General features: G+C 65.2%; 22 protein-coding genes and 4 tRNA genes. 4 read left to right on the top strand and 22 right to left on the bottom strand.

What is annotated here, in order from left to right:
* Window positions 1-35: 35 nt before the first annotated feature.
* The 14 genes from QWZ03_RS17460 to QWZ03_RS17395 all read right to left on the bottom strand — a co-directional run bounded on the left by QWZ03_RS17460 (window position 36) and on the right by QWZ03_RS17395 (window position 18,180).
* On the bottom strand, window positions 36-2,015 hold the full coding sequence (locus tag QWZ03_RS17460; protein WP_284195582.1) for a helicase-related protein: 1,980 nt from the start codon (window positions 2,013-2,015) through the stop codon (window positions 36-38).
* A gap of 135 nt (window positions 2,016-2,150) precedes the next feature.
* Window positions 2,151-3,575 (bottom strand): gamma-aminobutyraldehyde dehydrogenase, encoded by a 1,425-nt coding sequence (locus tag QWZ03_RS17455; RefSeq protein WP_290333891.1) that lies wholly within the window; start codon window positions 3,573-3,575, stop codon window positions 2,151-2,153.
* 20 nt (window positions 3,576-3,595) lie between these two features.
* Window positions 3,596-4,405: an ABC transporter permease gene (locus tag QWZ03_RS17450; protein ID WP_284195580.1), complete on the bottom strand. Its 810-nt coding sequence runs from the start codon at window positions 4,403-4,405 to the stop codon at window positions 3,596-3,598.
* The gene (locus QWZ03_RS17445; protein WP_290333889.1) at window positions 4,395-5,372 is read right to left on the bottom strand and encodes an ABC transporter permease; all 978 of its coding nucleotides are present in this window, start codon (window positions 5,370-5,372) and stop codon (window positions 4,395-4,397) included. The genes QWZ03_RS17450 and QWZ03_RS17445 overlap by 11 nt, the downstream gene beginning before the upstream one ends.
* A 3-nt stretch (window positions 5,373-5,375) precedes the next feature.
* Complete coding sequence (locus tag QWZ03_RS17440) at window positions 5,376-6,386, bottom strand: ABC transporter ATP-binding protein (RefSeq protein ID WP_290333888.1); 1,011 nt, start codon at window positions 6,384-6,386, stop codon at window positions 5,376-5,378.
* Between the two features lie 106 nt (window positions 6,387-6,492).
* Complete coding sequence (locus tag QWZ03_RS17435; protein ID WP_290333887.1) at window positions 6,493-7,638, bottom strand: ABC transporter substrate-binding protein; 1,146 nt, start codon at window positions 7,636-7,638, stop codon at window positions 6,493-6,495.
* Window positions 7,639-7,875: 237 nt separating this feature from the next.
* Window positions 7,876-8,823, bottom strand: coding sequence for an NAD-dependent epimerase/dehydratase family protein (locus QWZ03_RS17430; protein WP_290333886.1), 948 nt, complete (start codon window positions 8,821-8,823; stop codon window positions 7,876-7,878).
* Entirely contained in the window at window positions 8,811-9,668 is an 858-nt protein-coding gene (locus QWZ03_RS17425) for a glycosyltransferase family 2 protein (RefSeq protein WP_290333885.1), read from the bottom strand. Before QWZ03_RS17425 ends, QWZ03_RS17430 begins: the two co-directional genes overlap by 13 nt.
* A 1-nt stretch (window position 9,669) precedes the next feature.
* The gene (locus tag QWZ03_RS17420) at window positions 9,670-10,836 is read right to left on the bottom strand and encodes a radical SAM protein (RefSeq protein WP_290333884.1); all 1,167 of its coding nucleotides are present in this window, start codon (window positions 10,834-10,836) and stop codon (window positions 9,670-9,672) included.
* On the bottom strand, window positions 10,829-14,914 hold the full coding sequence (locus QWZ03_RS17415; RefSeq protein WP_290333883.1) for a non-ribosomal peptide synthetase: 4,086 nt from the start codon (window positions 14,912-14,914) through the stop codon (window positions 10,829-10,831). Before QWZ03_RS17415 ends, QWZ03_RS17420 begins: the two co-directional genes overlap by 8 nt.
* A complete protein-coding gene (locus QWZ03_RS17410; RefSeq protein ID WP_290333882.1) occupies window positions 14,904-16,013 on the bottom strand; it encodes a radical SAM/SPASM domain-containing protein in 1,110 nt (369 codons plus the stop codon). Before QWZ03_RS17410 ends, QWZ03_RS17415 begins: the two co-directional genes overlap by 11 nt.
* The gene (locus QWZ03_RS17405; RefSeq protein WP_290333881.1) at window positions 16,010-17,116 is read right to left on the bottom strand and encodes a hypothetical protein; all 1,107 of its coding nucleotides are present in this window, start codon (window positions 17,114-17,116) and stop codon (window positions 16,010-16,012) included. Before QWZ03_RS17405 ends, QWZ03_RS17410 begins: the two co-directional genes overlap by 4 nt.
* Complete coding sequence (locus QWZ03_RS17400; protein WP_290333880.1) at window positions 17,113-17,385, bottom strand: acyl carrier protein; 273 nt, start codon at window positions 17,383-17,385, stop codon at window positions 17,113-17,115. The genes QWZ03_RS17405 and QWZ03_RS17400 overlap by 4 nt, the downstream gene beginning before the upstream one ends.
* A 24-nt stretch (window positions 17,386-17,409) precedes the next feature.
* A complete protein-coding gene (locus QWZ03_RS17395) occupies window positions 17,410-18,180 on the bottom strand; it encodes a class I SAM-dependent methyltransferase (RefSeq protein ID WP_290333879.1) in 771 nt (256 codons plus the stop codon).
* 152 nt (window positions 18,181-18,332) lie between these two features.
* Between QWZ03_RS17395 and QWZ03_RS17390 the strand changes: the two genes are divergently transcribed.
* Window positions 18,333-19,889: a class I adenylate-forming enzyme family protein gene (locus QWZ03_RS17390; RefSeq protein WP_290333878.1), complete on the top strand. Its 1,557-nt coding sequence runs from the start codon at window positions 18,333-18,335 to the stop codon at window positions 19,887-19,889.
* Here the strand turns inward: QWZ03_RS17390 and QWZ03_RS17385 are convergent, their stop codons facing one another.
* The 8 genes from QWZ03_RS17385 to QWZ03_RS17350 form a co-directional block, all read right to left on the bottom strand.
* Window positions 19,890-21,188, bottom strand: a complete 1,299-nt coding sequence (locus QWZ03_RS17385; RefSeq protein WP_290333876.1) for a nucleotide sugar dehydrogenase — start codon at window positions 21,186-21,188, stop codon at window positions 19,890-19,892.
* A 136-nt stretch (window positions 21,189-21,324) separates the two neighbouring features.
* Complete coding sequence (locus QWZ03_RS17380) at window positions 21,325-21,900, bottom strand: HNH endonuclease (protein ID WP_284195566.1); 576 nt, start codon at window positions 21,898-21,900, stop codon at window positions 21,325-21,327.
* Window positions 21,901-22,405: 505 nt separating this feature from the next.
* A tRNA-Trp gene (locus tag QWZ03_RS17375) sits at window positions 22,406-22,481 on the bottom strand.
* Between the two features lie 74 nt (window positions 22,482-22,555).
* Window positions 22,556-22,632 (bottom strand) — tRNA-Pro (locus QWZ03_RS17370).
* Window positions 22,633-22,972: 340 nt separating this feature from the next.
* Window positions 22,973-23,176 carry a hypothetical protein gene (locus QWZ03_RS17365; RefSeq protein WP_290333875.1) on the bottom strand — a complete coding sequence of 68 codons (204 nt, stop codon included), beginning with the start codon at window positions 23,174-23,176 and terminating at the stop codon, window positions 22,973-22,975.
* Window positions 23,177-23,233: 57 nt separating this feature from the next.
* Window positions 23,234-23,311 (bottom strand) — tRNA-His (locus QWZ03_RS17360).
* A 199-nt stretch (window positions 23,312-23,510) separates the two neighbouring features.
* Window positions 23,511-23,582 (bottom strand) — tRNA-OTHER (locus QWZ03_RS17355).
* Between the two features lie 291 nt (window positions 23,583-23,873).
* Entirely contained in the window at window positions 23,874-24,149 is a 276-nt protein-coding gene (locus QWZ03_RS17350; protein WP_290333874.1) for a hypothetical protein, read from the bottom strand.
* 207 nt (window positions 24,150-24,356) lie between these two features.
* Between QWZ03_RS17350 and QWZ03_RS17345 the strand changes: the two genes are divergently transcribed.
* From QWZ03_RS17345 to QWZ03_RS17335, 3 genes are all read left to right on the top strand, one after another.
* On the top strand, window positions 24,357-24,650 hold the full coding sequence (locus tag QWZ03_RS17345; RefSeq protein ID WP_284195563.1) for a helix-turn-helix domain-containing protein: 294 nt from the start codon (window positions 24,357-24,359) through the stop codon (window positions 24,648-24,650).
* Between the two features lie 251 nt (window positions 24,651-24,901).
* Window positions 24,902-25,597 (top strand): suppressor of fused domain protein, encoded by a 696-nt coding sequence (locus QWZ03_RS17340; protein WP_290333873.1) that lies wholly within the window; start codon window positions 24,902-24,904, stop codon window positions 25,595-25,597.
* A gap of 178 nt (window positions 25,598-25,775) precedes the next feature.
* Window positions 25,776-26,483 (top strand): Bax inhibitor-1/YccA family protein, encoded by a 708-nt coding sequence (locus QWZ03_RS17335; protein WP_290333872.1) that lies wholly within the window; start codon window positions 25,776-25,778, stop codon window positions 26,481-26,483.
* Window positions 26,484-26,577: the final 94 nt, after the last annotated feature.

Below are 26,577 nucleotides of genomic sequence, written 5' to 3'. Positions count from 1 at the left end.
TGTTGTCTTGGCCACGTCAGGCTAGAAATGGATACCTAGCGCCGCCGCCCCTTGAACTTGGCCGCCCCGCCGCCGTCGCGCCGGCCCTGCCGCTTTTCCTTGTCCTGGCGTTGGCGGGTATTGCGCATGGCCAGCATGCGGTCGATCTTTTCCGAGGTGGATTGCATCAGCATCTGCGCCATGTCCTCGTCCGGGAAGGTCTCGGGCATGCGGTAGCCCAGCCAGGCATAGGCGGCATAGAGCTTGCAGCTGTCTTCCATGAACTGCAGTTCGTTGCGGCCGCCCATGCCCTCCATCCGCAGCAGCGGGGCGCGGCGTTTTTCGGCGCGGTGGCGGGCCCAATCCTGCAGGGCACGTTCCAGCATCGGTATCTTGGTCGATACCGGGCACAGGCTCAGGGTAAAGCGGTCGGCCAGCGAGAGGTTGAGGGTGTCCAGCCAGCGGGCTTTCTCGGTCTGCTCGGTCAGGTTGGCAGGCAGGAAGAACTCGTCGTGCACATTGATGTGCTTGGCAAACAGCTCCAGCAGCGGCTGCAGCTTGGTCTGGCCGGTGGCCTTGGCAATCAGTTCCAGGTAATCGAGATTGGGCGCCACAAAGAAGCCGGTGTCGGGCAGCGGCTCGGGCTTGGCGCGAAGCAGGGCGGTGATGGTCTTGTGGGTGTGGGCATCGAGCCCGGCCACGTAACCGGCGGCATGCTCGCCGTAGCGGCCGGCCCGGCCGGCGATCTGCTTGGCCAGCGGGGCGGCGATCACCCCTTCGGCATAGCCATCGAATTTGTTGGAGGTAGTAAAGATCACCCGCCGCGCCGGGGTGTTTAGGCCCATGCCGATGGCGTCGGTGCCCACCACGATCTGGGTCTCGCCTTCGATAAAGCGCTCGGCCTGGGCCTGCCGCACCTCGGGCGAGAGGTTGCCGTAGATGGCCGAGACGGCAAAACCCTGTTCCATTACCTGATCGCGCCAGTTCAGCACCTCGCGGCGGGAGAAGGCGATCAGCACGTCGCCAGGCTTGAGGTTGCGCAGCGAACCCAGTGGCTGCTTTTCCATCTCCAGCGGCGATTTGCGCTCCATCTTGCGTACTTCCAGTGTGCCGCCCACCCGTTTGACCAGCGAACGTATGGCCTCTTCGGCCTCCAGTGCGCCCAGCAGGTAGACGGTGCTGGCGGGGACGCCGCAGACGGCTGCCGTCCAGGCGGCGCCACGGTCGGGGTCATCGAGCAGCTGTATCTCGTCGATGACCGCCACCTCTATCACCCGGTTGGGATTGAGCATTTCCACCGTGCTGGCCACATGGGTCGCCTCGGGGTGGAGCTTGCGCTGCTCGCCGGTGACCAGGCTGACGGCCACGCCCACGTCCAGCAGTCGGTTGTAGTTTTCCAGGGCCAGCAGGCGCAGCGGCGCCAGATAGACGCCGGATCGGGCCCGGGTCAGGTGCTCCATGGCCGCATGGGTCTTGCCCGAGTTGGTCGGCCCCAGGATGGCGATGAAATGCCGCTTCATGCCCTGGGCGGTGGTAAAGGATTCGGGGTAGAGCGACAGATTGACCGCATCACGGGTCTTCTCGGCCTGGCGGGTGGCGGCGCGGTTGCCCTTGGCCGCCTCGATACGATCGAGCGCCACGATGCAGCGCAGCCGCGCCAGTTCGTACTTGGCCTGCAGCGCATGCAGGGCACTGCTGGGGTCCAGCTCGTATTCGTGGGCGATGGCGACCACCTGGTCGGCGCACTTGCCCAGCTGGGCTTCCAGCCGGGCGCGGGCCTCGGCATTCCAGCGCGATTGCAGCAAGGCCAGCCGCTCGACGATATCGAGCTTGCGCCATTTGCTGACCTTGCCCAGAAAACCATCGTCCGGGATCAGGTGGTAGGGCACCACCCGCTTGCCCACCAGGATCTCGCCATGCACCGATACGGCATAGCTGCCGTCCGAGGTGACCAGGGTGGCCTGCTGGGCCTCCAGGTAGTCGCTCAGGGCGGTGGCTTCGGTCGGGGCGATATCGTTCTGGCTGCTGTCATTCATGGAGATACGGTGCTTTCTGGGAAGTCAGCCATGCGTATACCAAAGCACGGCCATTGCCACCAGCGATTTCCGCCGGGTAGGCCGTCATATCCTTCACCGCCGGTCGGATAGCCGGCCCGTGATGGGCATAGCCTTTCAACCTTTGATCATCACATGCCGCACGCAGCTGTAATCCTCCAGCGCGTACAGCGACATATCCTTGCCATAGCCTGATTTCTTCATGCCGCCATGCGGCATCTCGTTCACCAGCATGAAATGGGTATTGATCCAGGTGCAGCCGTATTGCAGCCGGCTGGCCACCTGCATGGCGCGGTTCACATCGCGGGTCCACACCGAGCTGGCCAGGCCGTAGTCCGAATCATTGGCCCAGCTGACCGCCTGCTCCACCTCGTCGAAACGGGTGATGGACACCACCGGGCCGAACACCTCGCGCCGGACGATCTCGTCGTCCTGGCGGGCGCCGGCCACCACCGTGGGCTCGAAGAAGAAACCGCTGCCCGCGCCGGCCTTGCCGCCAGCGGTCACCTCGATATGCGCCTGCGCGGCCGCCCGCTCCACAAAGCCGGCCACCCTGTCGCGCTGTCGCGCCGAGATCAGCGGGCCCATCTCCACGCCTTCCAGGTGCTGTTCGCCAAAGCGGATGCCGGATACCGCGCTGGAAAGATCGGCCACCAACTTGTCGTAGATGCGGGGGCCGGCATAGATGCGGCAGGCCGCCGTGCAATCCTGGCCGGCGTTGTAATAGCCGAAGGTGCGCACCCCGGCCACCACCTCGTCCAGGTCGGCGTCGTCGAACACGATCACCGGCGCCTTGCCGCCCAGTTCCAGGTGGGTGCGCTTGAGGCTGTGGGCGGCGGTCTCCAGGATTTTCTGGCCGGTGGCGACATCGCCGGTCAGCGAGATCATGCGTACCTGCGGTTGCGAGATCAGCGGGCGGCCCACCGTCTCGCCCCGGCCGGTGACCACGTTGACCACGCCGGGTGGCAGCAGCTCGGCCAACAACTCGGCCAGCTTGAGGGTGGTCAGCGGCGTCTGTTCGCTGGGCTTGATCACCACGGTATTGCCAGCAGCGATGGCGGGGGCGATCTTCCAGGCCGCCATCATCAAGGGGTAGTTCCAGGGCGCGATGCTGGCCACCACCCCCAGCGGGTCGCGCCGTATCATGCTGGTAAAGCCCGGCAGGTATTCGCCCGCCACCTGGCCCTGCTGGCAGCGCACCGCGCCGGCAAAGAAGCGGAAGACATCGGCCACGGCCGGTATCTCGTCATTCAGCGCAAACAGATAGGGCTTGCCGCAGTTGAGCGATTCCAGCTGGGCAAACTCGGTGGCGCGTGCTTCGATGGCATCGGCCAGCCGCAGCAGGGCGGTGGACCTGTCCTTGGGCGTGGTACGGCCCCAGGCGGCAAAGGCGGCTTCCGCCGCCGCCACGGCAGCCTGCACCTGTGCCAGGCTGGCTTCGGCCACCTGGGCGATGGCCTGGCCGCTGGCCGGGTTGAGCACGGCTTCCACATCGCCCTCGCCAGCAACAAACTGGCCATTGATCAAGAGTTGGGTCTGCATGGTGTCTCCAGATAAGCACGCTACTTGCCGCTGCCCGCCACCGCTTCGGTGCCCTGGGTCAGCTTCCAGGCGGCGATGACGGGAACCATGGTGATCAGCATCACCGTCAGCGCCACCACATTGGTAATCGGTACATCACGCGGCCGGCCCAGCTGGTTGAGCAGCCAGATGGGCAGGGTGCGTTCGTGGCCGGCCGTGAAGGTGGTCACGATGATCTCGTCAAAGCTGAGGGCGAAGGCCAGCAACCCGCCAGCCAGCAAGGCGGTGGCCAGCTGCGGCAGCACCACATGGCGAAAGGTGGTGAAGCCGTCGGCCCCCAGATCCATGGAGGCTTCGACCAGGCTGTGCGAGCTACGGCGGAAGCGGGCAATCACATTGTTGTAGACCACCACCACGCAGAAGGTGGCGTGGCCGATGGCGATGGTCCAGAACGAGGGCTCCCAGGCCAGCAGCTTGAAGGCCGACAGCAGGGCGATGCCGGTGATGATGCCGGGCAGGGCTATCGGCAGTATCAGCATCAGGGTCAGCGCCTCCTTGCCCCAGAACCTGCGGCGGTACAAGGCCGCTGCCGCCATGGTGCCCAGCAGCAGCGATGCCAGGGTGGCCACGGCAGCCACCTTGACCGACAGCCAGATGGCGGCAAGCACATCGTCTCGGCCGAAGGCGGCGGCAAACCAGTCCAGGGTAAAGCCCTGCAGGGGGAAGCTGTAGGCGGATTCCTCGGTGTTGAAGGCATACAGCGCAATCACCACGATGGGGAAATGCAGGAAGGCCAGGCCGCCATAGGCCAGCAGCTTGAGCCACAAGGGGGCACGGGCTTCAGAGTGCATCGAAGGCTCCCAGACGCCTGGCCAGGGCCAGGTACAGGCTGATCAGCACCACAGGCACCACAGTAAAGGCCGCTGCCATGGGGATGTTCCCCACCGCGCCCTGCATGGTGTAGACATAGTTGCCGATGAACAGGCCGGGCGGCCCCACCAGCTGCGGCACGATAAAGTCGCCCAGAGTCAGGCTGAAGGTGAAGATGGAGCCCGCCACCACACCAGGGAAGGCCAGCGGCAGCATGACGGTGCGGAAAGTCTGTGCCGGCCGTGCGCCCAGGTCGCTGGATGCCTGCAGGAGCGACAGCGGCACCCGCTCCAGCGCCGCCTGTATGGGCAGTATCATGAAGGGCAGCCAGATATAGGTGAATACCATGAAGCGCCCCAGGTTGCTGGTGGAGAGCGAGCTGCCGCCCACCATCGGCAGGCTCAGCACGGCCTCCAGCAAGGCATTCAGCCCCAGCGCCTGCCCCAGCCAGTAGACGATGCCGCCCTTGGCCAGGATCACGGTCCAGGAATAGGCCTTGACGATATAGCTGGCCCACATGGGCGCCATGACCGCGATATAGAAAAAGCCTTTCTGCCACCCCCTGGCGTAGCGGGCCATGTAATAGGCGATGGGAAAGGCGATCAGGGCACAGGCCACCGTCACGGCAGCCGCCATGCCCAGGGTGCGCAGCACGATATCGATATTGGCACCGAACAGCGGGTTGGCCGGGTCGGCAATGGCGCGGAAGTTGGCCAGCGTCAGTTCGGGCGTCACCGCCATGGTGAAGTCGTCAAAGGTATAGAAGCTCTGCATCAGCAGGGCCAGCAGCGAACCCAGGTAGACCACCCCAAACCACAGCAGGGGCGGCGTCAGCAGCAATAGCAGCAACAGGGTCTGGCGCCGGTACAGCAAGCTGGCCAGGCGCCGCCTGATGCCGGCAGTGGGCAGGCCATGCTGGTGCAGCGGGTCGGGGGCTTCGATAGCCATGGCTCAGGCTTCCAGCATGACCATGGCGTGGGCAGGCCAGCCCACCGTCACAGCCTGGCCGGGCTCGGGCGCTACCTGCGTGGCATCAAGCAGGTTGGGGCGGCTTACCGCCAGTTGCCGGCCATCGGCCAGTGCCACCTGGTAGCGGCTGACCGCACCGTGGTACTGCACATCCACCAGGGTACCGGTCAGCTGGATGCCACCATCGCCCTCGCTGACGAAATCCATCTGTTCCGGCCGCACCGAGAATGCTTGCGCCCTGCCGATCAGGCTCTGGGCCAGGCTGGCATCGATGACATTGGCGCCGCCGACGAAGTCGGCCACGAAGGCGGTACGCGGCCGGTTGTACAGCTCGCGCGGGCTGGAGAGCTGCTCGATGCGGCCCTGCTTGAACACAGCCACCCGATCCGACATCGACAGGGCCTCGCCCTGATCGTGGGTGACGTAGACAAAGGTGATGCCCAGCTGCCGCTGCAAGGCCTTGAGTTCGGTCTGCATGGCCTCGCGCAGCTTGAGGTCCAGTGCGCCCAGGGGTTCGTCCAGCAGCAGCACGCGGGGCTGGTTAATCAGGGCGCGGGCCAGGGCTACCCGCTGGCGCTGGCCGCCCGACAATGCCGCCGGCCTGCGGCCGCCGAAATCGGCCAGCTTGACCATGGCCAGCATGTGTTCTGCCTGCCTGTGCCGCACTGCACGCGCCACTCCCCGTACCATCAGGCCATAGGCCACATTGTCCAGCACGCTCATGTGCGGGAACAGGGCATAGTCCTGGAACACCGTGTTCACATCGCGCTCATAGGGCGGCACCCCGGCAGCGTCGCGGCCATGGATGCGGATACAGCCGGCACTGGCCTGCTCAAAGCCTGCAATCAGCCGCAGGCAGGTGGTCTTGCCCGAGCCCGAGGGCCCCAGCATGGAAAAGAATTCGCCTTCGGCGACGGTAAGATCGACTCTGTCCACGGCATGGACGGTATCGAATACCCGCGATACCTGTTGGAACTCGACGGCATGATTCATCACACTACCTGTGGCGGGCAAAAAACCTGGCCAACCGTGGGGTCGGCCAGGAGAGCGGTGCGCGCAGCAGCCGCGGAGCAATCGGGCAGAGGACAGCCCACCGGCATCAGCGGCCGCCCATGATGGCGATGTAGTCGGCCGTCCAGCGGCTATAGGGCACGCAGCTGGCCTGGGTGCTGCACTTGGCCTGCGGGGTTTTCCAGAAGCGTATCTGGGCGATGCGGTCGAAACCATTGCTCTTGCAGAAGTCACTGCCGCCAGGCACCTTGTCCTTGCAGGCGGCTGGTACGGCAGGGTTGGAGCCAAACCATTCGGCAAGTGACGATTGCAGCTTGCGGTTGAGCGAATGCTCCATCCACTTGTAGGCGCAGACCGGGTTCTTGGCATCGGCATGCAGCATGGTGGTATCGGCCCAGCCGGTAGCGCCTTCCTTGGGTATCACACCTTCAATGGGGAATTTCTCCGCCTGCAAGGCATTGATCTGGTAGCCCCAGGCACTGCTGGCCGCCACCCCCTCGTTCTTGAAATCGTTCATCTGTACAGTCACATCGTGCCAGTAGCGATGGATCAGCTGCTTCTGCGCCCGCAGCAGTTTGAGCACCTCGGCATACTGGGTCTCGGTCAACTCGTAGGGGTCCTTGATGCCCAGTGCGGGATTCTTGTGCATCAGGTAGAGCGCGGCATCCGCCACATAGATGGCCCCATCGTAGGCCTGCACCCGGCCCTTGTTGGTCTTGCCGTCCGGCAGTTTCTGCTCGTCGAACACCACGCCCCAGCTATCGGGCGCCTTGGGAAAGATCTTGGTGTTGTAAGCCAGGAAATTGGCCCCCCACTGGTAGGGCACGCCATAGTGCTTGCCATCCACCTTGTGCCAGGGCGCGTGCTGCAGGCGGCTATCGACGGTGGCATAGGCGGGCACCAGTTTCAGGTTCACCTCCTGCACCTTCTTGCCGTAGATCAGCCGCAGGCTGGCGTCCCCCGAGGCGGTCACCAGGTCGTAGCCGCCCTGGTTCATCAGGCTGACCATTTCGTCCGAGGTAGCCGCCGTCTTGACGTTGACCTTGCAGCCGGTGGCTTTCTCGAAGCCGCTTACCCAGTCGTAGTTCTTGTCGGTCTCGCCGCGCTCTATATAGCCTGGCCAGGCAATGATGTTGAGCTTGCCTTCGGGCTTGCCCAGCGCCTGTAGTGGTGCGGCCAGGGTGTTGCCTGCCAGTGCGGCGGCAACAGCGATAGAGAGCGTGCGTGCGTGCATGGTGGGTCTCCTTGGAGCCGCTAACAAAACCCTTCTGGCCTTGTTGTGCAAACTTGCCGTACCCACGTACAGTCTGCTGCACGCGCCTACGTTTGCACACCTGGCCAGAACCGCTGCGCCGGGTTTTGTTAGCGGCTCTTATTATCACGGCCGGTTAGCCGGGCAATTAGATATAGACCATCCGCACTCGCGATACGCCCCTCCCGGCCTGGGCCGCCGTAAGAAGCTGCACCAAGGCTATCCGTGCGCCGCCGCCCAACTGCGCGACCAGGCCAGGCTGCGCCGCAGCCCCTCGGGCAGCGATACCTGGGGGGCATAGCCCAGCAGCCGGCGGGCTAGCTCCAGATTGGCCACATAGCGGCTGATCTCGCCAGCCTGGCTGGGCGCCTCCACCACCTGGGCCGCCCGCCCCAGCAGCCCGGCCAGGTAATCGGCCAGCTGCCGCAGGCTGTGGCCCTCGCCCCTGGCCAGATTGAAGGTCTGGTCGCGTACCTCACCTGCCTGCAGGGCCTGTATGCCCAGGAACAGCCCCTCCACGCAGTCGTCGACATAGGTGAAATCCAGCACCTTGTCCGCGCCGAACAGCGTCAGCGCCTCGCCCTGCTGCAGCTTGTGCATGAACAGCGGTATGACCCGCTCCATGCGGCCCAGGTCGTTGTCGTAGCGGCCGTAGACATTGCTGAGCCGGAATACCAGATAGGGCAGGCCGTAGCAGCGGGCATAGCTGTAGACCAGCGCTTCGCCCGCCAGCTTGCTGGCTGCATAGGTACTGGCAGCCAGCGCAAAATCGGCATCCGCCTCGGCGGTGATATCGCGCCTGGCATTGCCATAGACCTCGCGGCTGCTGCTGAAGACGAGGGGCAGGCCATGCTGCCGGCAGAACTCCAGCACCTGCTGGGTCATGACCATGTTTTCCATGGCCTTGTCGGGCTCCAGCACCAGCTGATGCACCTTGGCATGGGCCGCCAGATGCACCACCACATCAGGCTTGCCCCAGGCCGCCAGCTGCGTGGTCAGCAGGCCGGGCGTACCGGGCCGGGTCAGGTCATGTAGCAACACGGGGTAGGCATCGCACCAGCCATTGGGGCGCTGGTCCACGCCATGCACGGTGTGGCCTGCCGCCAGGCAGCGTAGCGCCAGGTTGCAGCCTATCTGGCCGCTGGCGCCGGTAATCAGGATACGCAAGGCAAGTCCTCGGGGTAGTCGGCATAGTAATGATGCAGAAACACGCGGCGTGCCGCCGACAGTACGGCCGCCGGGCTGCCATCGGCCAGGTAGCGGCGTGCCGCCGCGAGTTCGGCCTCGCCATAGGCAACAGGATTATTCAGCATGATCTGGGCATGCAGGGCCTCGTAGCGGGGCAGGATGTCCCATAGCTGCGACTGTCGCCGCCGCCGATGCAAGAGATAGGGCGCCGCCAGATGCCGGGCACGCGCACCGTGCAGGGCGGCCGCCAGCCAGAAGTCCCAGTCGTCAAAACCGCTGACATTGACCCGGTAGCCCCCCACGGCCTGCCACAGGCTACGGCGGTACAAGCCGCAATAGGCCAGCTGGTTGAAATACTTCAAGCGGGCCAGCTCGAATCGTCCCGATGTCCAGCGGCGCTCGCTGTCGCCGAAATCCTGCCGGTCGGTGTAGACCAGGTCCAGGCTGGCATCGGCATCCAGCATGGCACCGCATTCAGCCAGCATGGCCGGGTGCAGGCTGTCGTCGGCGTCCAGCGGCAGCACATAGGGGCCTTGGGCCATCGCCATGCCCAGGTTGCGGGCCGCCGCCACCCCGGCATTGGCCTGCCATGCCGTGCGCAGCCGTCCGCCATGGCGCTGCTGCAGGGAGGCGATCAGTGCGGCCGTTTCATCCACGCTGCCATCGTCCACCAGTATGATCTCGCTGGCCGGGCGGCTTTGCGCCAGCACGCTGGCTACCGTCTCCGCCAGGGTATCGGCCGAGTTGTAGCAGGGAATGACCACCGAGATGGCGGGTGGACAGGCGAGGTCCAGGCGCTTCTGTAACTGCGGCTGCCCGGCCATCTCAGCCCCCACGGGTATAGAGCAGATTGCACTTGGCGCACACCGGCATCAGGCCACAGCGCGCCAGCGTCTCCCGCTGCTGGCGAAAGCGTGGCCCCAGCCAGACGGCCTCCACCTCCTGCTGCGCCAGGTTGCCCATGCGGAACTCGGGGAAGAACTTGCAGGACACCACCTCCCCATCCGGGAACACATCCATGCGGGTGGCAAGCGACTGGCAGCGCTGCTTGTTCTGCGCCGGCACATCGCTGCCACCGATAAAGGCCGGCAGCTCGGCCGCACTCAGGGACGGGTTGTAGCGCAGCTTGATGGGGCCATGGCGGGCATCGAGCGCCGCCATGCCCTGCGCCAGCGCGGCCAGCTGATCGGCTGCCAGCCGGTAGTTATAGGAATACCAGCTGGGCCGGCCAAACACCTGGGGCGTACCGAAGTGGCGCTGGTGGTAGTCATCCATCCTGGCATTGGCCTCGTCCGACAAAAACCAGGGAAAGCTGACATAGACCGTACCCACGCCCTCCTGCTCCAGCCAGGTCACAAACTCGGCCATGCGGGCCACCATGGGGTCGGTAATCAGGAAGTTCACGGTGATCTCGCCCCGGTAGTCGCCCGCCCGCTGCGCCGCCAGCAGCGTGCGCAAGCCCTGCAGCGAGCGGGCAAAGCTGCCCTGACCACGGACAGCATCATGTTCGGCCTCGAAGCCATCGAGCGAGACCGATACCTCCAGCTGTGCCGACAGCTGCAACAGGCCCGGCAGTCGCTTCTCTATCAGGGTGCCGTTGGTACACAGGGCCACCCAGCGCGGGTCTGCCACCAGCAGGTTGACCAGGCCATCCCAATCGCGATAGACCAGCGGCTCTCCCCCCCATAGGTAGACATTGCTTTTGCGGGCACGGGTAGCAGCCAACACCTTGGCGATGACCGCCAGGTCCATGTCTCCCCCCTTGGCACCGGCCGGCAGCATGCGGTGGTAGCCCGCCTCATTCCACTGATAGCAATGGCTGCAGCGCAGGTCGCAGCGGTTGGTCAGCTTGAAGGCCACTTCCTCGGGCACCGGCCGCGCCTGTTCGGCGCCGGTCAGCTCGGCCCGCCGGCTGGCCAGGATATTGGGCGCAATGCGGCGCAGTTTTTCAAAGGCCTGCTGATCCAACCGCGGCCCCTTGGTCTTATCCATGGTGTTGCTCCTTGCTTGCCAGCGTGGCAGCCAGACAGGCCGACAGCACCTGGGCTGTGGCTTGCGGGGTATCACGCAGATACGATTCATGGTCGCCCGGCGCCACCCAGCAACGCAGTCGCCCGCCCAGCAGGGCCTGCCAGTCGCGCGCCAAGCCCGCCTGTTGGTTGGCCTGCGACAGCAGCAACTGCACTGGCAGATCCAGCGGCCTGGGCCGGTAGCGCATGGCCTGGGCAATATGGTTCGCTCCCTGGGCATGGCGGGCCTCCTGGCCCGCCTCGGCCCGGCCCACCTGCGCCAGCTTGCGCCACCAGGCGGCGGCAATCCGGCCCTGGGTGAGGGCGACGTGATAGAAATAATGCAGGCTGCGGCGCGGACGGAAAGCCGGCCGCTGGCGGACATGCCCGCGCCAGGCTGCCCAGAAATCCAGCCAGCCCAAGCGTGCCAACGGCAGCCGTAAGCGCCACAACAAGCTGGGTTGCTGCCAGCAGCGCCAGTGCCAGCGCCGCCACGGCGTAGGGCACCAGCTATCCAGCAACAGCAGCAGGGCCACCGTCTCGCCCTGCGCCTGCAACTGCCCGGCCATCTCGTAGGCCAGCACCCCGCCCACGCATTCGCCCGCCAGCGCATACGGCCCCTGGGGCTGTTGCTGGCGCAGGGTGGCAATATGCCGGGCCGCTGCCTCGCTCACCGACTTGGGCAAGGGGCCGGCATCGTCCAGCAGCAGGCCATAGACTGCCCTGTCACCGGCCAGGTGCTGCATCAGGCGGGCATACAGGGTCATCTCCGCCATACCGCCACGGCCACCGGGCAGCATGAACAAAGGTTGCCGCGTATCGCCCCGGCGTATCTCCACCAGCCCCGCAGCTCCCAGCACCGGCTCGGCAGCCAAGCGGCCGACCTGGCCGGCCAGGCCGGCCGGGGTGGCATGCTCGAACACGGCAGCCAGGGGCAGGCGGCAACCCAGCAGGGTTTCCAGCTGCGCCACCAGCCGCAGGGCCAGCAGGGAGTGCCCGCCCAGGGTAAAGAAATCCTCGTCCGGCCCCACCTGTGGCAGCCCCAACAGGTCGGCAAATACCTGGGCGATGGCCATGGTCTGCGGCCCAAGGGCGACTACGGCGGCAGCCGGCCTGGGCAGTCGCTGCAGCGTGGCCCTATCCAGCTTGCCTGTCGGCGTCAGCGGCAGGCTGGCGTGCAGCCACAGTTCGGACGGCTGTAACGGCGCCGGCAGGCGCTCCCGTAAATAGGCCAACAGCAGTGAGCGCAAATTGGCCTCGTCCGGACTGGCCGGTACCGCCACCACATGGGCCTGCAGTTGCTGCCGCGACGGCGCCGCGCAGACCAGTGCCCGGGCCACCAGCGGGTGGCTGGCCAGTACGGCCTCGATCTCGCCCGGCTCGACCCGGTAGCCGCGCAGCTTGAGCTGGCCATCAACCCGGCCCACAAAGGCCAGCGTGCCATCCTCGCGCCAGCGCATCAGATCACCACTGCGGTACAGCGGCTGGCCGTGGGCGAGCGGCAGTGACTGCAGGGCAGCCGCCGTGGCCTCGGGCTGGCCCAGATAACCCCGCATCAGGCCGTCGCCGCCCAGCCAGGCCTCGCCCACCACGCCGCAGGGGACCGGTTGCCCCAGGCTATCCAGTATGTGCACATCGGTATGGCTTACCGGCCGACCCAGCGGTATGGCGCCCTCGGTATCGGCCAGGGTCACGGTATGAAAGGTACTGAAGGTGGTGTTCTCGGTCGGGCCATAGCAATTGATCAAACGCCCAGCGGGCAGCCCTTGCAGGTAGCGCCGGGCATGGCCGGGCGACAGCACATCGCCCCCCACCAGCAACTGGCCAGGCAGGGCCAAGGCTGCAGGCTCGGCATCCTGCATGGCCTCGAACAGCCCGGTGGTCAGCCAGAGCGTGGTCACACCATGCTGCCGTATCAGGCCGGCTATCTCACCCAGGCTGGGGCGGGGCATGGGCGGCAGCACCAGGCGCGCGCCGTTGAGCAAGGCGCCCCAGACCTCGAAGGTTGCCGCATCAAACGCCAGCGGCGCCAATTGCAGCAAGGTGTGGCCCGGCCCCAGGTCGGCGTAGTTGGCACCCAGCACCAGCCGCAACACCCCCCGGTGTGGCGTGCATACCCCCTTGGGTGTACCGGTAGACCCGGAGGTGAACATCACATAGGCCAAGTCGTCAGCCGCCACCGGGCGCAACGGCGGCGTCTCCGGCAGGCCGGCCCGCGCAGTAGCGTCGAGCAGCTGCACGGGTGCCAGCCCTGCCAGCTGCGGTGCAAAGCCGGCATGGCTCAACACCACGGCCAGCGGCCGGCCGCCCAGGGCTGCCAGCACCCGGCCCGCCGGTTCATCCTGCAGCAGCGGCACAAAGGCAGCACCACACTTGAGTACCGCCAGCATGGCCACGATGTAGTCCACCCCGGCCGGCAGGCAGATACCGACCAGCGCCCCAGGGCTGACCTGGCCGGCCAGGCTGTGTGCCAGCTGGTTGGCGCGCCGCGCCAAGGCCCCGTAGCTGAGCATCTGCCCGCCGCAGACCAGAGCCGGTGCCTCGGGCTGGGCCTCGGCCCAGGTATCGAAGCAAGCCGGGATGCTGCTATCGCGGGGGTAATCAGGCCTGGGGCCACAGCCTTGCCGCCAGGCCAGTTCAAGCGCCTGCGGCGTCAGCAGGGGCAGGGCATCCAGGCTCAGGCCCGGTTCTGCCACGGCGGCCGCCAGCAGCGTCTGCCATTGCGCCAGCATGCGACTGGCCGCAGCGGGGGTAAAGCGGTCGCAGTCATACTCCAGCTGGCCACCCAGGCAGCCATCGCGCTCCCACAGGGTCAGGCTCAGGTCCATCCTGGCCGTGCCATTGGCCACATTGTCGGCTGCTACCGCCAGCCCAGGTAACGACCAGCCGGAAGGAGGCAGGTTGAGGTAGGCAAACAGGGTCTGCACCAGCGGGGGCACATGCGGCTGGCGCGGCAGGGGCAAGGCTTGCACCAGCAGCTCGAATGGCATGTCCTGGTGGCGGTAGGCCTCCAGCACCGTCTGCCGTAACTGCCCCAGCAGGCCACGAAAGCTGGCCTCGCCCTGCATCTGGCTGCGCAGCGGCAGGGTGTTGACCAGCAGGCCCACCAGGCCTTGCAGTTCCCGCCGGTTGCGGTTGGCGACAGGCGTGCCAACCACGATGTCGGCTTGGCCGCCATGCCGGTACAGCAAGGTCTGGTAGGCCGCCAGCAGCAGTACAAACAGCGTCACGCCTTCCTGCGCGGCCATGGCCCTGCAGGCCTGGCTCAGCACCGGCGACAGGTCGAACTGCACACAGGCGCCACGCCGCTGCGCCACCCCGCCCGCCGGCTTGTCGGCGGGCAGTTGCAGCGCGGCGGGTGGCCCAGCCATCCGGGCCAGCCAGTATGCCTGCAGTCGCTCCAGCGGCTCGCCCTGCAGCCAGCCGCGCTGCCAGGCGGCGTAATCGGCGTACTGCCATTGCAGAGGGGGCAGTTGCGCAGGCATGCCCTGGGCCAGGGGGCCATACAGCTGCCCCAGCTCGGCCATAAATACCTCGAACGACCAACCGTCGAAGGCCAGATGGTGGTGGGTCAGCAGCAGGCAATGCTGCTGAGCATCCAGCTGCAGCAGGCTGGCGCGCAGCAGCGGTGGCCGGTTCAGGTCGAACGGCGTGGCCGCCTCGGTGCGGGCCAGCTCGGCCAGCGCGGCCTCATCGGCCACCTGATGCAGCTGCAAGTGAAAGCCTGTGGCCGGATGTATGCGCTGCAACAGCACGCCGTCGTCCAGATACAGGGTGGTGCGCAGAGCCTCGTGCCGCTCCAGCAGCAGGGCCAGGCTGTGTTGCAGCGCCGATGTATGCAGCGGGCCGCGCAGGCGCAGGCTCACGCAGAGATTGTGCTGAGCACTGGGGCCGCTCAACTGCTCCAGCAGCCATAGCCGCTGCTGAGCAAAGCTGGCCGGCAGCGGCCCACTGCGGTCCTGCCGTGCCAGCGGCGGTGCCTGGCGCTGCGCCTGCAGGCCAGCCCGCACCGCACCCCAGCGGGCGGCATGCCCCGCATGGGTGGCAGCGCTATCCGCCATGTTGGGCCGCCGGTGCAGGCAGGGCACCGGCGCCACCGTAATAACGGCAACAGGCGGTACAGATGGGAAACAGCTGGCCGCGCAGATGCTCGCGCACCTGCCTGAGCCGCTCGCCCCGCCAGATCTCCAGCAACGGTTGCTGGTGGATATTGCCTATGGGCAGGTCGTAAAAGGAATGGCAGGTACTGACCTCGCCCCGCGCCGAAATCTCGGCGGCCAGCCAGGGCACGCCGCAGCGGCTCTTGCGGTCTACCATGGCCTGCCAGTTGGCCGAGAAGTATTGCCGGATATTGTCGGCCTGCAGGGTTTTGGGCTGGCTGTGGAACAGGATGCCGCGCTCTGCACAGGCCTGTGCCACGGCCTGCAGCTGGGCTGTCAGGCTGTCGCTGTCTATGCCGGCGAAAATGGCCGGGTCGCGCGCATAGGCACGGGCACAGGGGGCGCCCTGCACGCCGAATTCGGTCTTGAGCACCTCGGCATAGGCCTCGGTCTGGGCATGGGTGGCATAGCTCTGCAGCTCGATGCTGACGCAGGACAACAGGCTGAGATCGATATCCTGCAAAAAGAAGGACGCCACGAAATCGCAATTGGCCGGTGTCACCACATAGGTGATGCCCAGCTCGGGGTAGCGACTGCCCCTGGCCTGCTTCACCGCCTGCAGCTTGGCCAGCCCGCGCATCACCCGCTTGAACACACCACGGCCGCGTTGCCTGTCATTGATGGCCGCCGGGCCATCCAGCGATATCCACAAGCGGGTGGGGCCTTGGTCGACCAGCTGTTCGGCGTATTTCTCCAGCAGCGTGCCATTGGTGGGGAAGGCCAGCTCGCAGCCGCCCTCGCGTATGCGGCGTATCACCTGCCAGATGCCGGGGTAGAGCAGGGGTTCGCCGCCGAAGAACTCGAAGGTGGGCTTGCTCGGCAGGCACTCGTCCACCGTGCGCAGCACCAGCTCGAGATCCAGCGTCGCCAGTTTGTCCAAGCCATGGTAGGCGCCATTGTCACCCCACTCGTAGCACATGGTGCAGCGCAGATTGCACTGCTCCAGCAGCTGTATCACCACCCAGGAAGGGGCGGCCAGTGCGTCGGACAACCGTATCATGCGGCTTGCTCCTGCAGCAGCCTGGCTGCATAGGCCTGCGGATAGTCGGTGCCGCGCCCGGCGTGGGCCAGCAGATTGTGATGCAGCTGTGCCAACAGGGCGGGGTCGAAACCACTGTCGCGCCAGTCCTCGTAGCGTATGCCAAAGCCCAGCTGCAGCCAGATGTCGGCATTGCGGGCCTCGGCATAGCCATAGGGTTCCAGCAGCACGACCGGCGTGGCCGATGCCAGCGAATCGATCAGCGTGCAACCGCCCGGCTTACTGACGATGGCCTGGTTACGGCGTATCACGTCATACAGCACATGGTATTGGGCACGCCGCAGATAGAGGGTTTCACGTGAAGCAGTGACTTCGCCCATGGCTGGGAACTGCAGCTCACCGGCAGCATCGCGGTGCCAGGCCCGCCAGCCGGGCTGCAGCAGGAAGCAGGCGTCGCCGGGCCGGGCGACGGTGGCCTCCGCCTCGGTGTGGATGACGCGATCCAGCGCGAAGCCGGCCTGCGCCAGCGCCTCGGCCCGCGCCTGGTAGGTGCCTATGCCCCAGCCGCCGCCATGGACGGTCAGCCGCGCCTGCCGCTGCTGCCAGGGCAGGGGTGGGGCGCTACCCACGGGTATCTCATGCACCAGCCGGCCGGCATCGCCATGCCATAGCCAGATTTCCCGGCCCTGGGCGGCGAGATCGGCATGCACCCGGAAAGACGCCGACATCTCGGCATCGATGCGGCAATGGTCTATCTCCAGCGCCCAGCCGGTCTGGGCCTGGTAGCGCGCCAGGATGGGCAGCCAGAAGCCTGACCACACCATGAAATGGCGGCAGCCTTGCCGGGCCCAGTCCGCCAGCAAGGTCTGCAGCCGTTCGCCGTCGAGGCAGCCCTGCACGTCGCGGGCCATGCGGTGGGCCAGCTGCGCCAGGGCAAAATCGGCGTGATGTGCCTCGCCGTGGGCAATATGGCTTTGCTGGCGGCTGGCGGTGTAATAGTCCTCCAGCACCTCACAGCGCACGACCAGCCCCTGCTGGCGCAAGCGTCCCTGTATCAACAGGGCGGGGATATAAACCCCCAGCCCGACGGCCGAGGTAAGGATGACGGCGACCGGCGCACTCATGCCAGCCCCGTTGCCGCCTGGCGCCGTGGCATGTTCTGCAGAAAGCCCGCCAGGGTGGCGATGGAGCGCAGGTAATCGAACTCCAACGCGTCGAAGTCGATCTCTATGCCCAGGCGCTCCTCCACCTCCAGCATGAACTGCAGCATCTCCAAGGAATCAAGCCCGACCTCGTTGATCAGGTCGGCGGTATCACCCAGGCTCTGGGCCAGGGCAGGTTCACGCTTGAGTTTGGCCACGATGGCCTTGATGGTTGCGATGGTGGTTTGCATGTTTTCCTCCGCCGTCCTGGCACGCTAGCCCAACTCGTCCAGACGGCTGTTCTTGATGGCCAGGCCTATCCCCATGTAGGGGCCCAGACCGGGGTATTGCTCGGTGTACTCATGGCAGGTCCAGCCGGGCAGCGCCTTGATCTCCTGCCAGACCTTGGCTATGCCGGGACAGCCGATATTGCTGATATCGTGGAAGGCAATCATGTTGGCGTAGGGCGCCAACGCGGCGAACTCCCGCCGACACTGGTTTTCCTCATGGTGCGAATCGATGAACACCAGGTCTACGGTGCCGTACTGCTGCAGCAGCGCCGTGAACTCGGCGGACTGGCTGTTGAGGCAGGCAAACCGGCTGCGCGGGTTGATGGCCTGGTATTCGGTCATGGCAGCGCAAGGAATGATGTCCACCCCCACGGCAAAATCCAGCGGCCGAAACCGCTCCAGCAGTGCCACCGTGGCCAGGTAGCTGCCGCCGTGGCGTATGCCCAGCTCCAGATAGGAGCGCACCTGCAGGCAGGCCAGCTGGGCCAGATAGGGGCCGAACTGGATGGGGTACTGCCAGATGCGCAGGCCCTGGCCGCAACTACCATGCAGTGCGGGCGGAAACTCCGCCAAGCCTTCGTCATTGAGGCCCAGTTGCGGCAGCAGCGTGACGAGATGGTCGGGCTGGGCCAGCCACTCGGCCGGCTGCTGCTGGATCAGCGACAGCCTGGCCAGGTCTACGGCACGGGGCCGCAGGCCCTTGAGCAGGCGCCAGGCACTCTCCTGCACCGACGGTTGGCGTGCGACTTCATCCAATGCTCTTCCTCCTGTCTGTACCTGATCAGGTCAGCGCTCGGGCCCATGCCCTGTGACGCGCTTCACAAGTCATGCAGTGATGGCTTGCATCACCAAAGGTTTAGCGCCATGTTAGTTCATCGCCCAACTGGGCATAGTGAAGGACTTCACAGATGCGTCTGCCCGGCTCCCTGCTGCAGGATTATCTGGCGCGCAGCGCACAGCAACTGCCCGACAAGATCGCCCTGGTCTACGGCCACCAGCGTCTCAGCTACGCCGAGCTGGCCCGCCAGAGCGACGCCCTGGCCCACGCCCTGCTGCAGGCCGGCCTGGTGCGCGGTGATCGGGTCATCGTACTGGCCGATAACAGCGTCGCCAGCGTGCTCGCCCTGTGGGCGGTGCTCAAGGCCGACGCGGTGGTCTGCCCGGTGAGCCCGCATACCCGTAGCGACAAGCTGGCCTACTACCTGCACGACACCGGCGCCCGTGCCCTGATGGCCGATGCCGCACTGGCCGACCAGCACGCCCCCCTGCTAAGGCAATCCCACCAGCTCGCCTGCGTGCTGGTCGACGGCGTTGCCACCCAGCCGCTGCCCGGGCTATGCAGCCATGATGCCGCGCTGGCCGCTTTGCCACCCGGCTTCCAGCCACCGGGGCAGAACCTGGATATCGATCTGGCCGCCATCCTCTATACGTCGGGCAGCACCGGCGAGCCCAAGGGGGTGATGCTGAGCCACCGCAACATGCTGGCCGCCACCGCAGCCATCAACCACTACCTGGGCAATCGGCAGGATGATGTGATCCTGGCGGCCTTGCCGCTGTCGTTCGACTACGGCCTGTACCAGCTGATCCTGGCCACCGCTGTCGGCGCCAGGGTGCTGCTGGAGCGCTCCCACGCCATCCTGCCGCAACTGCTGGCCCGCGCCAGGCGCGAGGCAGTCACCGCCTGGCCTTTAGTCCCCAGCGTGCTGGCGCTGCTGGCCGAAATGCCCTTGGACAGGGTCGGGCTGCCTCATCTGCGCTATCTCAGCAGCACTGGCGCTGCATTGGCGCCGGGCCATATCGCCACCGCACAGCGGCTGTTCCCCCAGGCCCAGCTCTTTGCCATGTATGGTCTGACCGAGTGCAAGCGCTGCAGCTATCTGCCGCCGCAGGACTTGCCGCACAAACCCGACAGTGTGGGCCTGGCCATACCCGGCACCGAACTGTGGCTGGTGGACGAGGCCGACCAGAAGCTGGGGCCGGGGCAGGTAGGACAGCTGGTGATACGCGGTGCCACCGTCATGCGGGGCTACTGGAACAAACCCGAGGCCACCGCTCGCCGCCTGCGGCCCGGCCCCCTGCCCGGCGAGCAGGTGCTGTACACCGGCGACCTGTGTCGGCAGGACGAAGCGGGCTATCTGTACTTTGTGGCGCGGATGGACGAGGTGATCAAATCACGCGGCGAAAAGGTGGCGCCGCGCGAGGTGGAGCTGGCCCTGCTGGCACAGCCCGGCGTCAGGGAGGCGGCGGTCATCGGTGTGCCCGACCCCGTCTGGGGCCACGCCATCAAGGCCTATGTACTGCCAGCCAGCGGTGCCTTGCTGGATGTCGACAGCCTGCTGGCCGCCTGCCGGCGGCAATTGGAACCCAGCCATGTACCCCAGTACCTGAGCCTGGTGGAGCAGCTGCCACGCACCAGCAGCGGCAAGGTCGACAAGACGGCCCTGTCGGTTGCAGACAGCCAGTAGCTACAATCGCCCATCCGCCGCACCCTGCGGCAGGGCCGACTTGAGGTCGTATAGCACATGGCCGGGCTGACCCAGCGCCCGCAGGCCCGCCACGCCCCAGTGCAAAAACTCCGGCTGCGGCACGGCCAGCACCAGGGCGGCATAGCGGCCCGGTTGGGGTGGTTGGCTCAGGAGGCGGAGGTCGTACTGCCTGAAGGCCTCGGTGGCATCGACCCAGGGGTCGTAGATATCCACCCTGGCACCGCAGGCCTGCAGCTCGCGCACCAGGTCTGCCACCTTGGTATTGCGGATATCGGGGCAGGCTTCCTTGAAGGCAAAGCCCAGCACCAACACCGGGGCGCCCGCCACGGCCAGGCCAGCCCGTGCCATCAGCCGTAGCACCTCGCCCGCCACATGGTGGGCCATGCCCTCATTCACCTGCCTGGCTGCCAGCACCAGCTGCGGCGTATGGCCAACGGTGCGGGCCTGGTGGCACAGATAATAGGGATCGACGCTGATGCAGTGCCCCCCCACCAGGCCAGGCCGGTAGGGCTGGAAGTTCCACTTGCTACCGGCCGCTTCCAGCACCTCCACGGTATCCAGCCCCAGGCGCGAGAACACCATGGCCAGCTCGTTCACCAAGGCGATATTGAGATCGCGCTGGGTGTTTTCTATCAGCTTGGCCGCCTCGGCCACGGCAATGCTGCCGGTACGATAGACGCCCGCCGGCACGACGCAGCCGTACAGGGCCTCGATGAATTCTGCCGCCGCCGGGGTAGAACCCGACACCAGCTTGCAGATATCGGCCAGCCGCCGCGTGCCATCGCCAGGGCTGACCCGTTCAGGGCTATAGCCCACCACAAAGCCGGTGTTGAAGGAGAGACCCGATACCTGGGCCAGCAGCGGGGCGCAATGCGCCTCGGTCACCCCGGGGTAGACGGTGGATTCGTAGATGACCACCGCGCCCGCCGCCATGGCCTGGCCGACCAGCCGGGTGGCCGCCAGCACTGCGGCAAGATCAGGCTGCAGCGCCGCATCCAGGGGAGTAGGCACGGTGACGATATAGACATTGCAGCCTGCCAGGTCGGCAGCCTCGCTGCTGCAACGCAGCTGGCTTGCCGCCACCAGTTCGGCGGCGCTCAGCGAGCGGGTGGCGTCGTGGCCCTGCTGGATGGCGGCCACCCTGGCCGCATCGGTATCAAAACCCAGCACCGGGAATAATCGGGCAAAGGCCACCGCCAGCGGTAGCCCCACATAGCCCAAGCCCAGCACGGCTAGGCGTACGGGCTGGCCATCGGGATGCAAGGGGGGTAGAGACACGCACAGGCTCCGGTAGGCGGCAGACAATGGCGCCATCCTAGCAGCCGCCCTGGCGGTTTGCCTGTGGGCAGGTTCACAGGCCTGCAAACCCGGCAGGCAGAAAAAAAGCCAAGTGTCCGGCTGGAACGCTTGGCTTTCAGTGTGCCCGCAGGCGACTGTGTTTGGGCAGCTTGGCCCTGAGGTAGGCATGCTGATCGGCCAGCACATTGCGGCCACTGAGCAGGAAATGCTCGAACCGGCAGGGTGCGTAAGGCACATAGATCAGGGGGCGGAAATCCTCCACCATCTTGGCGCCTTTGGCCTGGTTGCAGTCACGGCAGGCAGTCACGCAATTGGTCCAGGTATCCTTGCCACCACGGCTGCGGGCCAGGATGTGGTCACGGGTCAGGTAGCGGCGGGCAAGACGGCGGCCACAGTAGCCACAGGTATTCTGGTCTCGCTTGAACAGCAGGGTATTGTCGCGGTCGCTCAGCACCAGCTGATCCCAAGCCATGGAGGCCATGATCTCGCTGCCGGCAATGGCAATGATGGGCGCCACTTCAATGCGCGAACGGGCACCATGGTGGTTGTAGCCGCCACGGAATACGGCACGGGCACGGCCCAGTTCCCACGCCACCTTGTTCTTGGCGTAGTAGGTTACGGCTTCTTCGGGATTCAGCCAGGCATAGGGTCGGCCGGCGATATCGAGGGTCAGCACTTGCTTCATGGTCATGATGTCACCTTGGTTACATGTATCTGGTTTTCTCTGGGTTGGTATCGCGCCAAGGGCCGCGCGCGATATACGGCATCCGGGCATCACAAGACCCCACCCTTGCCTGCAGTGTAGTCTCTATGGCGCCATGTGAATCAATAACTTGCTGGCATAGGCACGACAGCACCGGCCGGCCGCCGCCGCAGCGGAAAACCGAACCAAGCGACGGCAACCGGGCCACCGCCCGACACCTGAATATATCCACACAGGCCCCCGCCATGCCCGTGCGTGGCCCATCCCCATCTACCCCAGGCACCTACGGTGCAAGGGCATGGCGGGCCTCCCTTTCCACAGCCAGCCAGACCGTGGCGTTCTGGTGGGAGGCAGCCTGCCTCCCCTATCGGGCGCAGCACCCCGGCATCTGCCAGACGGGCGTGAGGGCGCCCTGGTGCTGCATGGATGTGTCTCCCCCGGCACACCGGCATCGCAAGCCAGTGCCTACGTGCAAGTTGCCAGGAGGTGAAGATGGCGACCCAGGAAGGAATCGAACCTCCAACCTTCGGATTTGGAATCCGCTGCGCTGCCAATTGCGCTACTGAGCCGGATATAGATGCCCGCTGAGGCAGAGTGTGGCCGAACAGATTCTGATTAAAGAGCCAAAGCTGTTAGGGTTACTTGGTCGAAGCGGTCAGGTTCGAACTGACGACCCCCTGGTCCCAAACCAGGTGCGCTACCGGGCTGCGCTACGCTTCGAGAACAGATCAATATCTGGCACAAGCGCCGGGAGCGCCTGGCAGATGCCATTACGGGCGTGGGATTCGAACCCACGAAGGCAGCCAACCGCCGCCCGCCTTACCAGCAGGCTCCCGCCGAAAATCTGGCCGCCAAGGGTAGGGCGCAGCGCTATTAAGCGCCGCGAATTGCCCCACTACGGTCAGCACTTTTTAATTACCCGAGTTGTTTATCTACCTGAATTGGCAAGGGTGGAGGGATTCGAACCCCCGACCACATGGATCAAAGCCATGTGCTCTACCCACTGAGCTACACCCCAACAAAAGAATGACACCGGTTCGACGGCAATGCAGGCCGTGCCCTACAGCGCGGGCCGCCAGGTCACACGAGCCGCGCCATCTATCGTGGCCAGCTGGTTCTGCCTGCGTATCTCAACCATGCTGCGACTGGCCCTGACCAACACCCCGCCACGGCTCAGCAACTCGCGCGCGGCCTGCATGGCCAATGGGGTCAGCGGCTCGAAGGCATCGAGCGACGGCTTCTTGATGCTTGTAGGGTTTGCCATGATGACTCTCCTTCCTGCCACACCTGGGCACGATTGAATGAATGAAAAGCATGTACTTGGGGGAGACCGATCGGATTCGAACCGATGACCACCGGGACCACAACCTGGGGCTCTGCCAACTGAGCTACGATCTCCCCGAAGTACACGCGAAACTGGTATACCGCTCAGCAAAGGACGGCATTTTTCAAGCACTTAGATCCATAACAGACTCTAAGATGTATCAAATTCACGTAAGCAGCCTCTGCACCGCTGCCCCTAACCTGGCAGCCATCGCACCCGCGACCTTGCCGGCACAGGCAGGCAACAGCCAGCACAGAAGCCACTTACGTGAATGCGCGGAAGGTGGGATTCGAACCCACGGCCTCGACCACATTGGGTCGCGCTCTACCGATTGAGCTACATCCACGCGGCTGCCCCGGCAACCACGCCATGCACATGCTGGGCACGGGGGAGGGGGGCAGTACGACGCCATGTTGTGAAAGATCGTTGCTGTCCGTATCCGATAAGTACCGGGAACAGGCCCCGCCGAGCGAGGGCTTTACTGCTGCTGGGTTGCGGGCCGGTGCCAATGTCCGGCAGGCACGCCGCCCGCTTGAGGTGAAGGTTCATCGATAACTCCAATGCCAAGAAAACAAAAAGCCCGGAGTCCATTTGGAGCATCCGGGCTTGGAGCCTGATCGAGTGTTTCGATCCGTCGCTAGCGTATTCCTCCAGCGACCTGTGGGGTAAACCCCGGATGCATCCTGTACATATGCCATGCCTGTTGGTACTGATTGAGCTTGCCCAGGCAGACTTCTTGGTGCTTGCGCTCATGGCGGCCGACTGGCTGGCCTGCCAGCGTCGGCTTGGCGGCAAACGCCTGAGCCACGCTCTCCGGCAACCCGAGGCGAGCGGCGCCAGCGCCGGCCGCAACAGCCAGCCACGACGTCATGCGCCGGCTGACTGCTATCAGGTTGATGGAAAGGGTGTTCACGTTTGCAGCTCCAGTTCGAAATTCAAGTGTGCCGGCCCGCTATCGGGCTGGTATGGGATGCAGTATGGCACGATAAAAAAGCCGCGCGCAAGCCCCTGCAATCAATTTATTTCCATCTGATGCACATTTTCTTCACCAAAGGGCCATAAAGTGCGCCTGGCGACCCGCTGCGGTATGATGCGAATGTCGTAGTGAGGAACGACATGCATGCCAGATACCACCGATTCCGCCAGCACACCGGCCGGCCAGGGCTATAAGTATGGCCAACGCCGCCTTGCACTCAATGTCCGGGTGCTGATGGCCCAGCACGGCTACCGCGATATCTCCAAGCTCTACCGCGAGCTCATCAGCCGTGGCTGCGATATCTCCTATTCGCAGTTCAAGCGCATCGTCGACAACCAGGCCGAAAAGCTCAATACCAATGTCCTCGATGCCCTGCTCAATCTGTTCGATTGCCGCATAGACGAGTTGTTCATCACCCTGGATACCCCGCCGGACTAGCGCCTGCTTGTGGATAAAGTCATAGCCGGGTGATAACGGGTGCAGCAGGCTTTCCCAGTTTGCCCCCCGCCCTCACTGGCTTTCATCAGCAACGGAACAGGCCGCACGCCAGTAATGAATCGAACACTCACGGGCCTGTTGTACCCGCACCGAATCTCGCCACCACTCACCCATATGGGGTATGACCGGCCTGCGCCCACTGCGTAGCATGCAGCCGGTCATATAAAACACCAAAGGGAGAGGGTAGTCAGATGACCGATCAGGCCAATGCCACCAATCAAACATTGTCCACGGCGCATGCGCTGCTGCAGGGCCTGCCTGCAACCGGGTTCGACGACACGGCCTTGCTGGCCTTCTATGAACAACAGCTGGGCAAGGTATCAGCCACCCCATTCCACGCCGAAGCGCTGGACGGTTACTGGCAGGGCCGCATCCTGAGCATAGCGTCCGATATCTACGGGCCAGGCACCCATATCTATGCGTCCTGCGGGCTCAGCGATCCCGAGGCCTTCGGCGGAGAGCGGGAAGCCGGCTTGGGTTATGAGCTGCTGGTGATCAGCCAGGGCCCCGCCGACTGGGCGCTACAGGTAATCGCACAGACCCTGTATGCCGAGGTGGTCAACGAGGCAGGTTTTCTGGAAATCGTGGAAGCACACGATGGCATGACCACCGGCGGGCTGGATATCGGCGTAGCGGCGCCGGTCAACCTGATGATCACCAAGGCTTTCGCCCCGCTGCCGCAGACCCTGCAGTCGGCCGCTGGCCCGGTTGAGATGCTGGTGATCACCGTCATCACCGACGAGGAAGTCACGCTGTCGCGCAAGTCCGGCACGCCAGCCTTGCTCAAGCAGCTGATCAGCCAGGGAGTGGGCCAACTCAGCGATCTGGAGCGCGTCCTGCCCAAGCAGGGCGGCTTGTCGCGGCTCTGGTCGCGCCTGACCGGCTAGGCGACATAGCCATCGGGATGGGCCAGGCAGCAGCAGTCTGGCTGCCTGGCCCATCCTGGTCGCGACACAACTATTCACACTCGCCCCCAAGCAGGCGGGCATGCCCGCAAGCGGCTGCTAGAATTCGCCCCGACATGCCAAATGCATGCGAACTATCTGATAATCAGGGAGAAATACTGTGCAAGAAATCTATGAGGGCGGCCCCAGTGGCGGCATGGCGGTAAACAGCCGCGCCGAGTTCATCCGCTCCACCTATGTCCACCTCAGTGTGGCCATGCTGTCGTTCGTGGCCATCTCGGCCGTCTTCCATGTCGCCGGCCTGGGCCGCGCCATGCTAAGCGTACTGGCCGGCGGCAAGTATATGTGGCTGGCCTTCATGGGCGGCTTCATGGTGGTGGGCTGGCTGGCCACCCATCTGGCCGATAATGCCGAGAGCAACCAGAAGCAGCTGGTTGGCCTGAGCATCTACGTGCTGGCAGAGAGCCTGATCTTTGCCCCGCTGTTCGCCCTGGCGGCCGTCATCTCGCCTGCCGCCATCCCCGCCGCCGGCTTTATCACCCTGCTGCTGGTCGGTGGCCTGACCTGGACGGCCTTCTCCACCAAGAAGGACTTCTCTTTCATGGGCGGCATGCTGCGCATCGGTGGCATGGTCGCCGTGGGCGCCATCATCGCCAGCGTGATCTTCGGCTTCCAATTGGGCATCTGGTTCTCCGCCATCATGGTGGTGTTTGCTGGTGGCTGTGTGCTGTACGACACCTCCAACATCATTCATCACTACCCCACCGACCGCCCCGCCGGCGCCGCCCTCCACCTGTTCGCATCCATCGCGCTGATGCTCTGGTACGTGCTGCGCATACTGCTGTCGCTGGCCAGCAGCGACGATTGATCGCTGCCCCGGCGGCATGAATGCCGCCACCGCCGCAATCCTTTGGCGCAGCCCAGCCAGCAGGCTGGGCTGCGCTCTTTCCTTCATTGCATAC

Source organism: Chitinimonas viridis (genome assembly GCF_030409555.1).
Classification (GTDB): Bacteria; Pseudomonadota; Gammaproteobacteria; order Burkholderiales; family Chitinimonadaceae; genus Chitinimonas; species Chitinimonas viridis.
The sequence above is the reverse complement of the archived record's forward strand: the minus strand, read 5'-3'. Positions and strand labels throughout refer to the sequence as shown.

Excerpts from the sequence above, each read along its gene's own strand:
- QWZ03_RS17455 (WP_290333891.1), bottom strand. The coding sequence starts at position 3,575 with ATGCAGACCCAACTCTTGATCAATGGCCAGTTTGTTGCTGGCGAGGGC.
- QWZ03_RS17410 (WP_290333882.1), bottom strand. The coding sequence starts at position 16,013 with ATGATACGGTTGTCCGACGCACTGGCCGCCCCTTCCTGGGTGGTGATA.
- QWZ03_RS17365 (WP_290333875.1), bottom strand. The coding sequence starts at position 23,176 with ATGGCAAACCCTACAAGCATCAAGAAGCCGTCGCTCGATGCCTTCGAG.
- QWZ03_RS17340 (WP_290333873.1), top strand. The coding sequence starts at position 24,902 with ATGACCGATCAGGCCAATGCCACCAATCAAACATTGTCCACGGCGCAT.
- QWZ03_RS17400 (WP_290333880.1), bottom strand. The coding sequence starts at position 17,385 with ATGCAAACCACCATCGCAACCATCAAGGCCATCGTGGCCAAACTCAAG.
- QWZ03_RS17420 (WP_290333884.1), bottom strand. The coding sequence starts at position 10,836 with ATGGATAAGACCAAGGGGCCGCGGTTGGATCAGCAGGCCTTTGAAAAA.
- QWZ03_RS17435 (WP_290333887.1), bottom strand. The coding sequence starts at position 7,638 with ATGCACGCACGCACGCTCTCTATCGCTGTTGCCGCCGCACTGGCAGGC.
- QWZ03_RS17450 (WP_284195580.1), bottom strand. The coding sequence starts at position 4,405 with ATGCACTCTGAAGCCCGTGCCCCCTTGTGGCTCAAGCTGCTGGCCTAT.
- QWZ03_RS17415 (WP_290333883.1), bottom strand. The coding sequence starts at position 14,914 with ATGGCGGATAGCGCTGCCACCCATGCGGGGCATGCCGCCCGCTGGGGT.
- QWZ03_RS17460 (WP_284195582.1), bottom strand. The coding sequence starts at position 2,015 with ATGAATGACAGCAGCCAGAACGATATCGCCCCGACCGAAGCCACCGCC.
- QWZ03_RS17445 (WP_290333889.1), bottom strand. The coding sequence starts at position 5,372 with ATGGCTATCGAAGCCCCCGACCCGCTGCACCAGCATGGCCTGCCCACT.
- QWZ03_RS17345 (WP_284195563.1), top strand. The coding sequence starts at position 24,357 with ATGCCAGATACCACCGATTCCGCCAGCACACCGGCCGGCCAGGGCTAT.
- QWZ03_RS17390 (WP_290333878.1), top strand. The coding sequence starts at position 18,333 with ATGCGTCTGCCCGGCTCCCTGCTGCAGGATTATCTGGCGCGCAGCGCA.
- QWZ03_RS17425 (WP_290333885.1), bottom strand. The coding sequence starts at position 9,668 with ATGGCCGGGCAGCCGCAGTTACAGAAGCGCCTGGACCTCGCCTGTCCA.
- QWZ03_RS17440 (WP_290333888.1), bottom strand. The coding sequence starts at position 6,386 with ATGAATCATGCCGTCGAGTTCCAACAGGTATCGCGGGTATTCGATACC.
- QWZ03_RS17380 (WP_284195566.1), bottom strand. The coding sequence starts at position 21,900 with ATGACCATGAAGCAAGTGCTGACCCTCGATATCGCCGGCCGACCCTAT.
- QWZ03_RS17405 (WP_290333881.1), bottom strand. The coding sequence starts at position 17,116 with ATGAGTGCGCCGGTCGCCGTCATCCTTACCTCGGCCGTCGGGCTGGGG.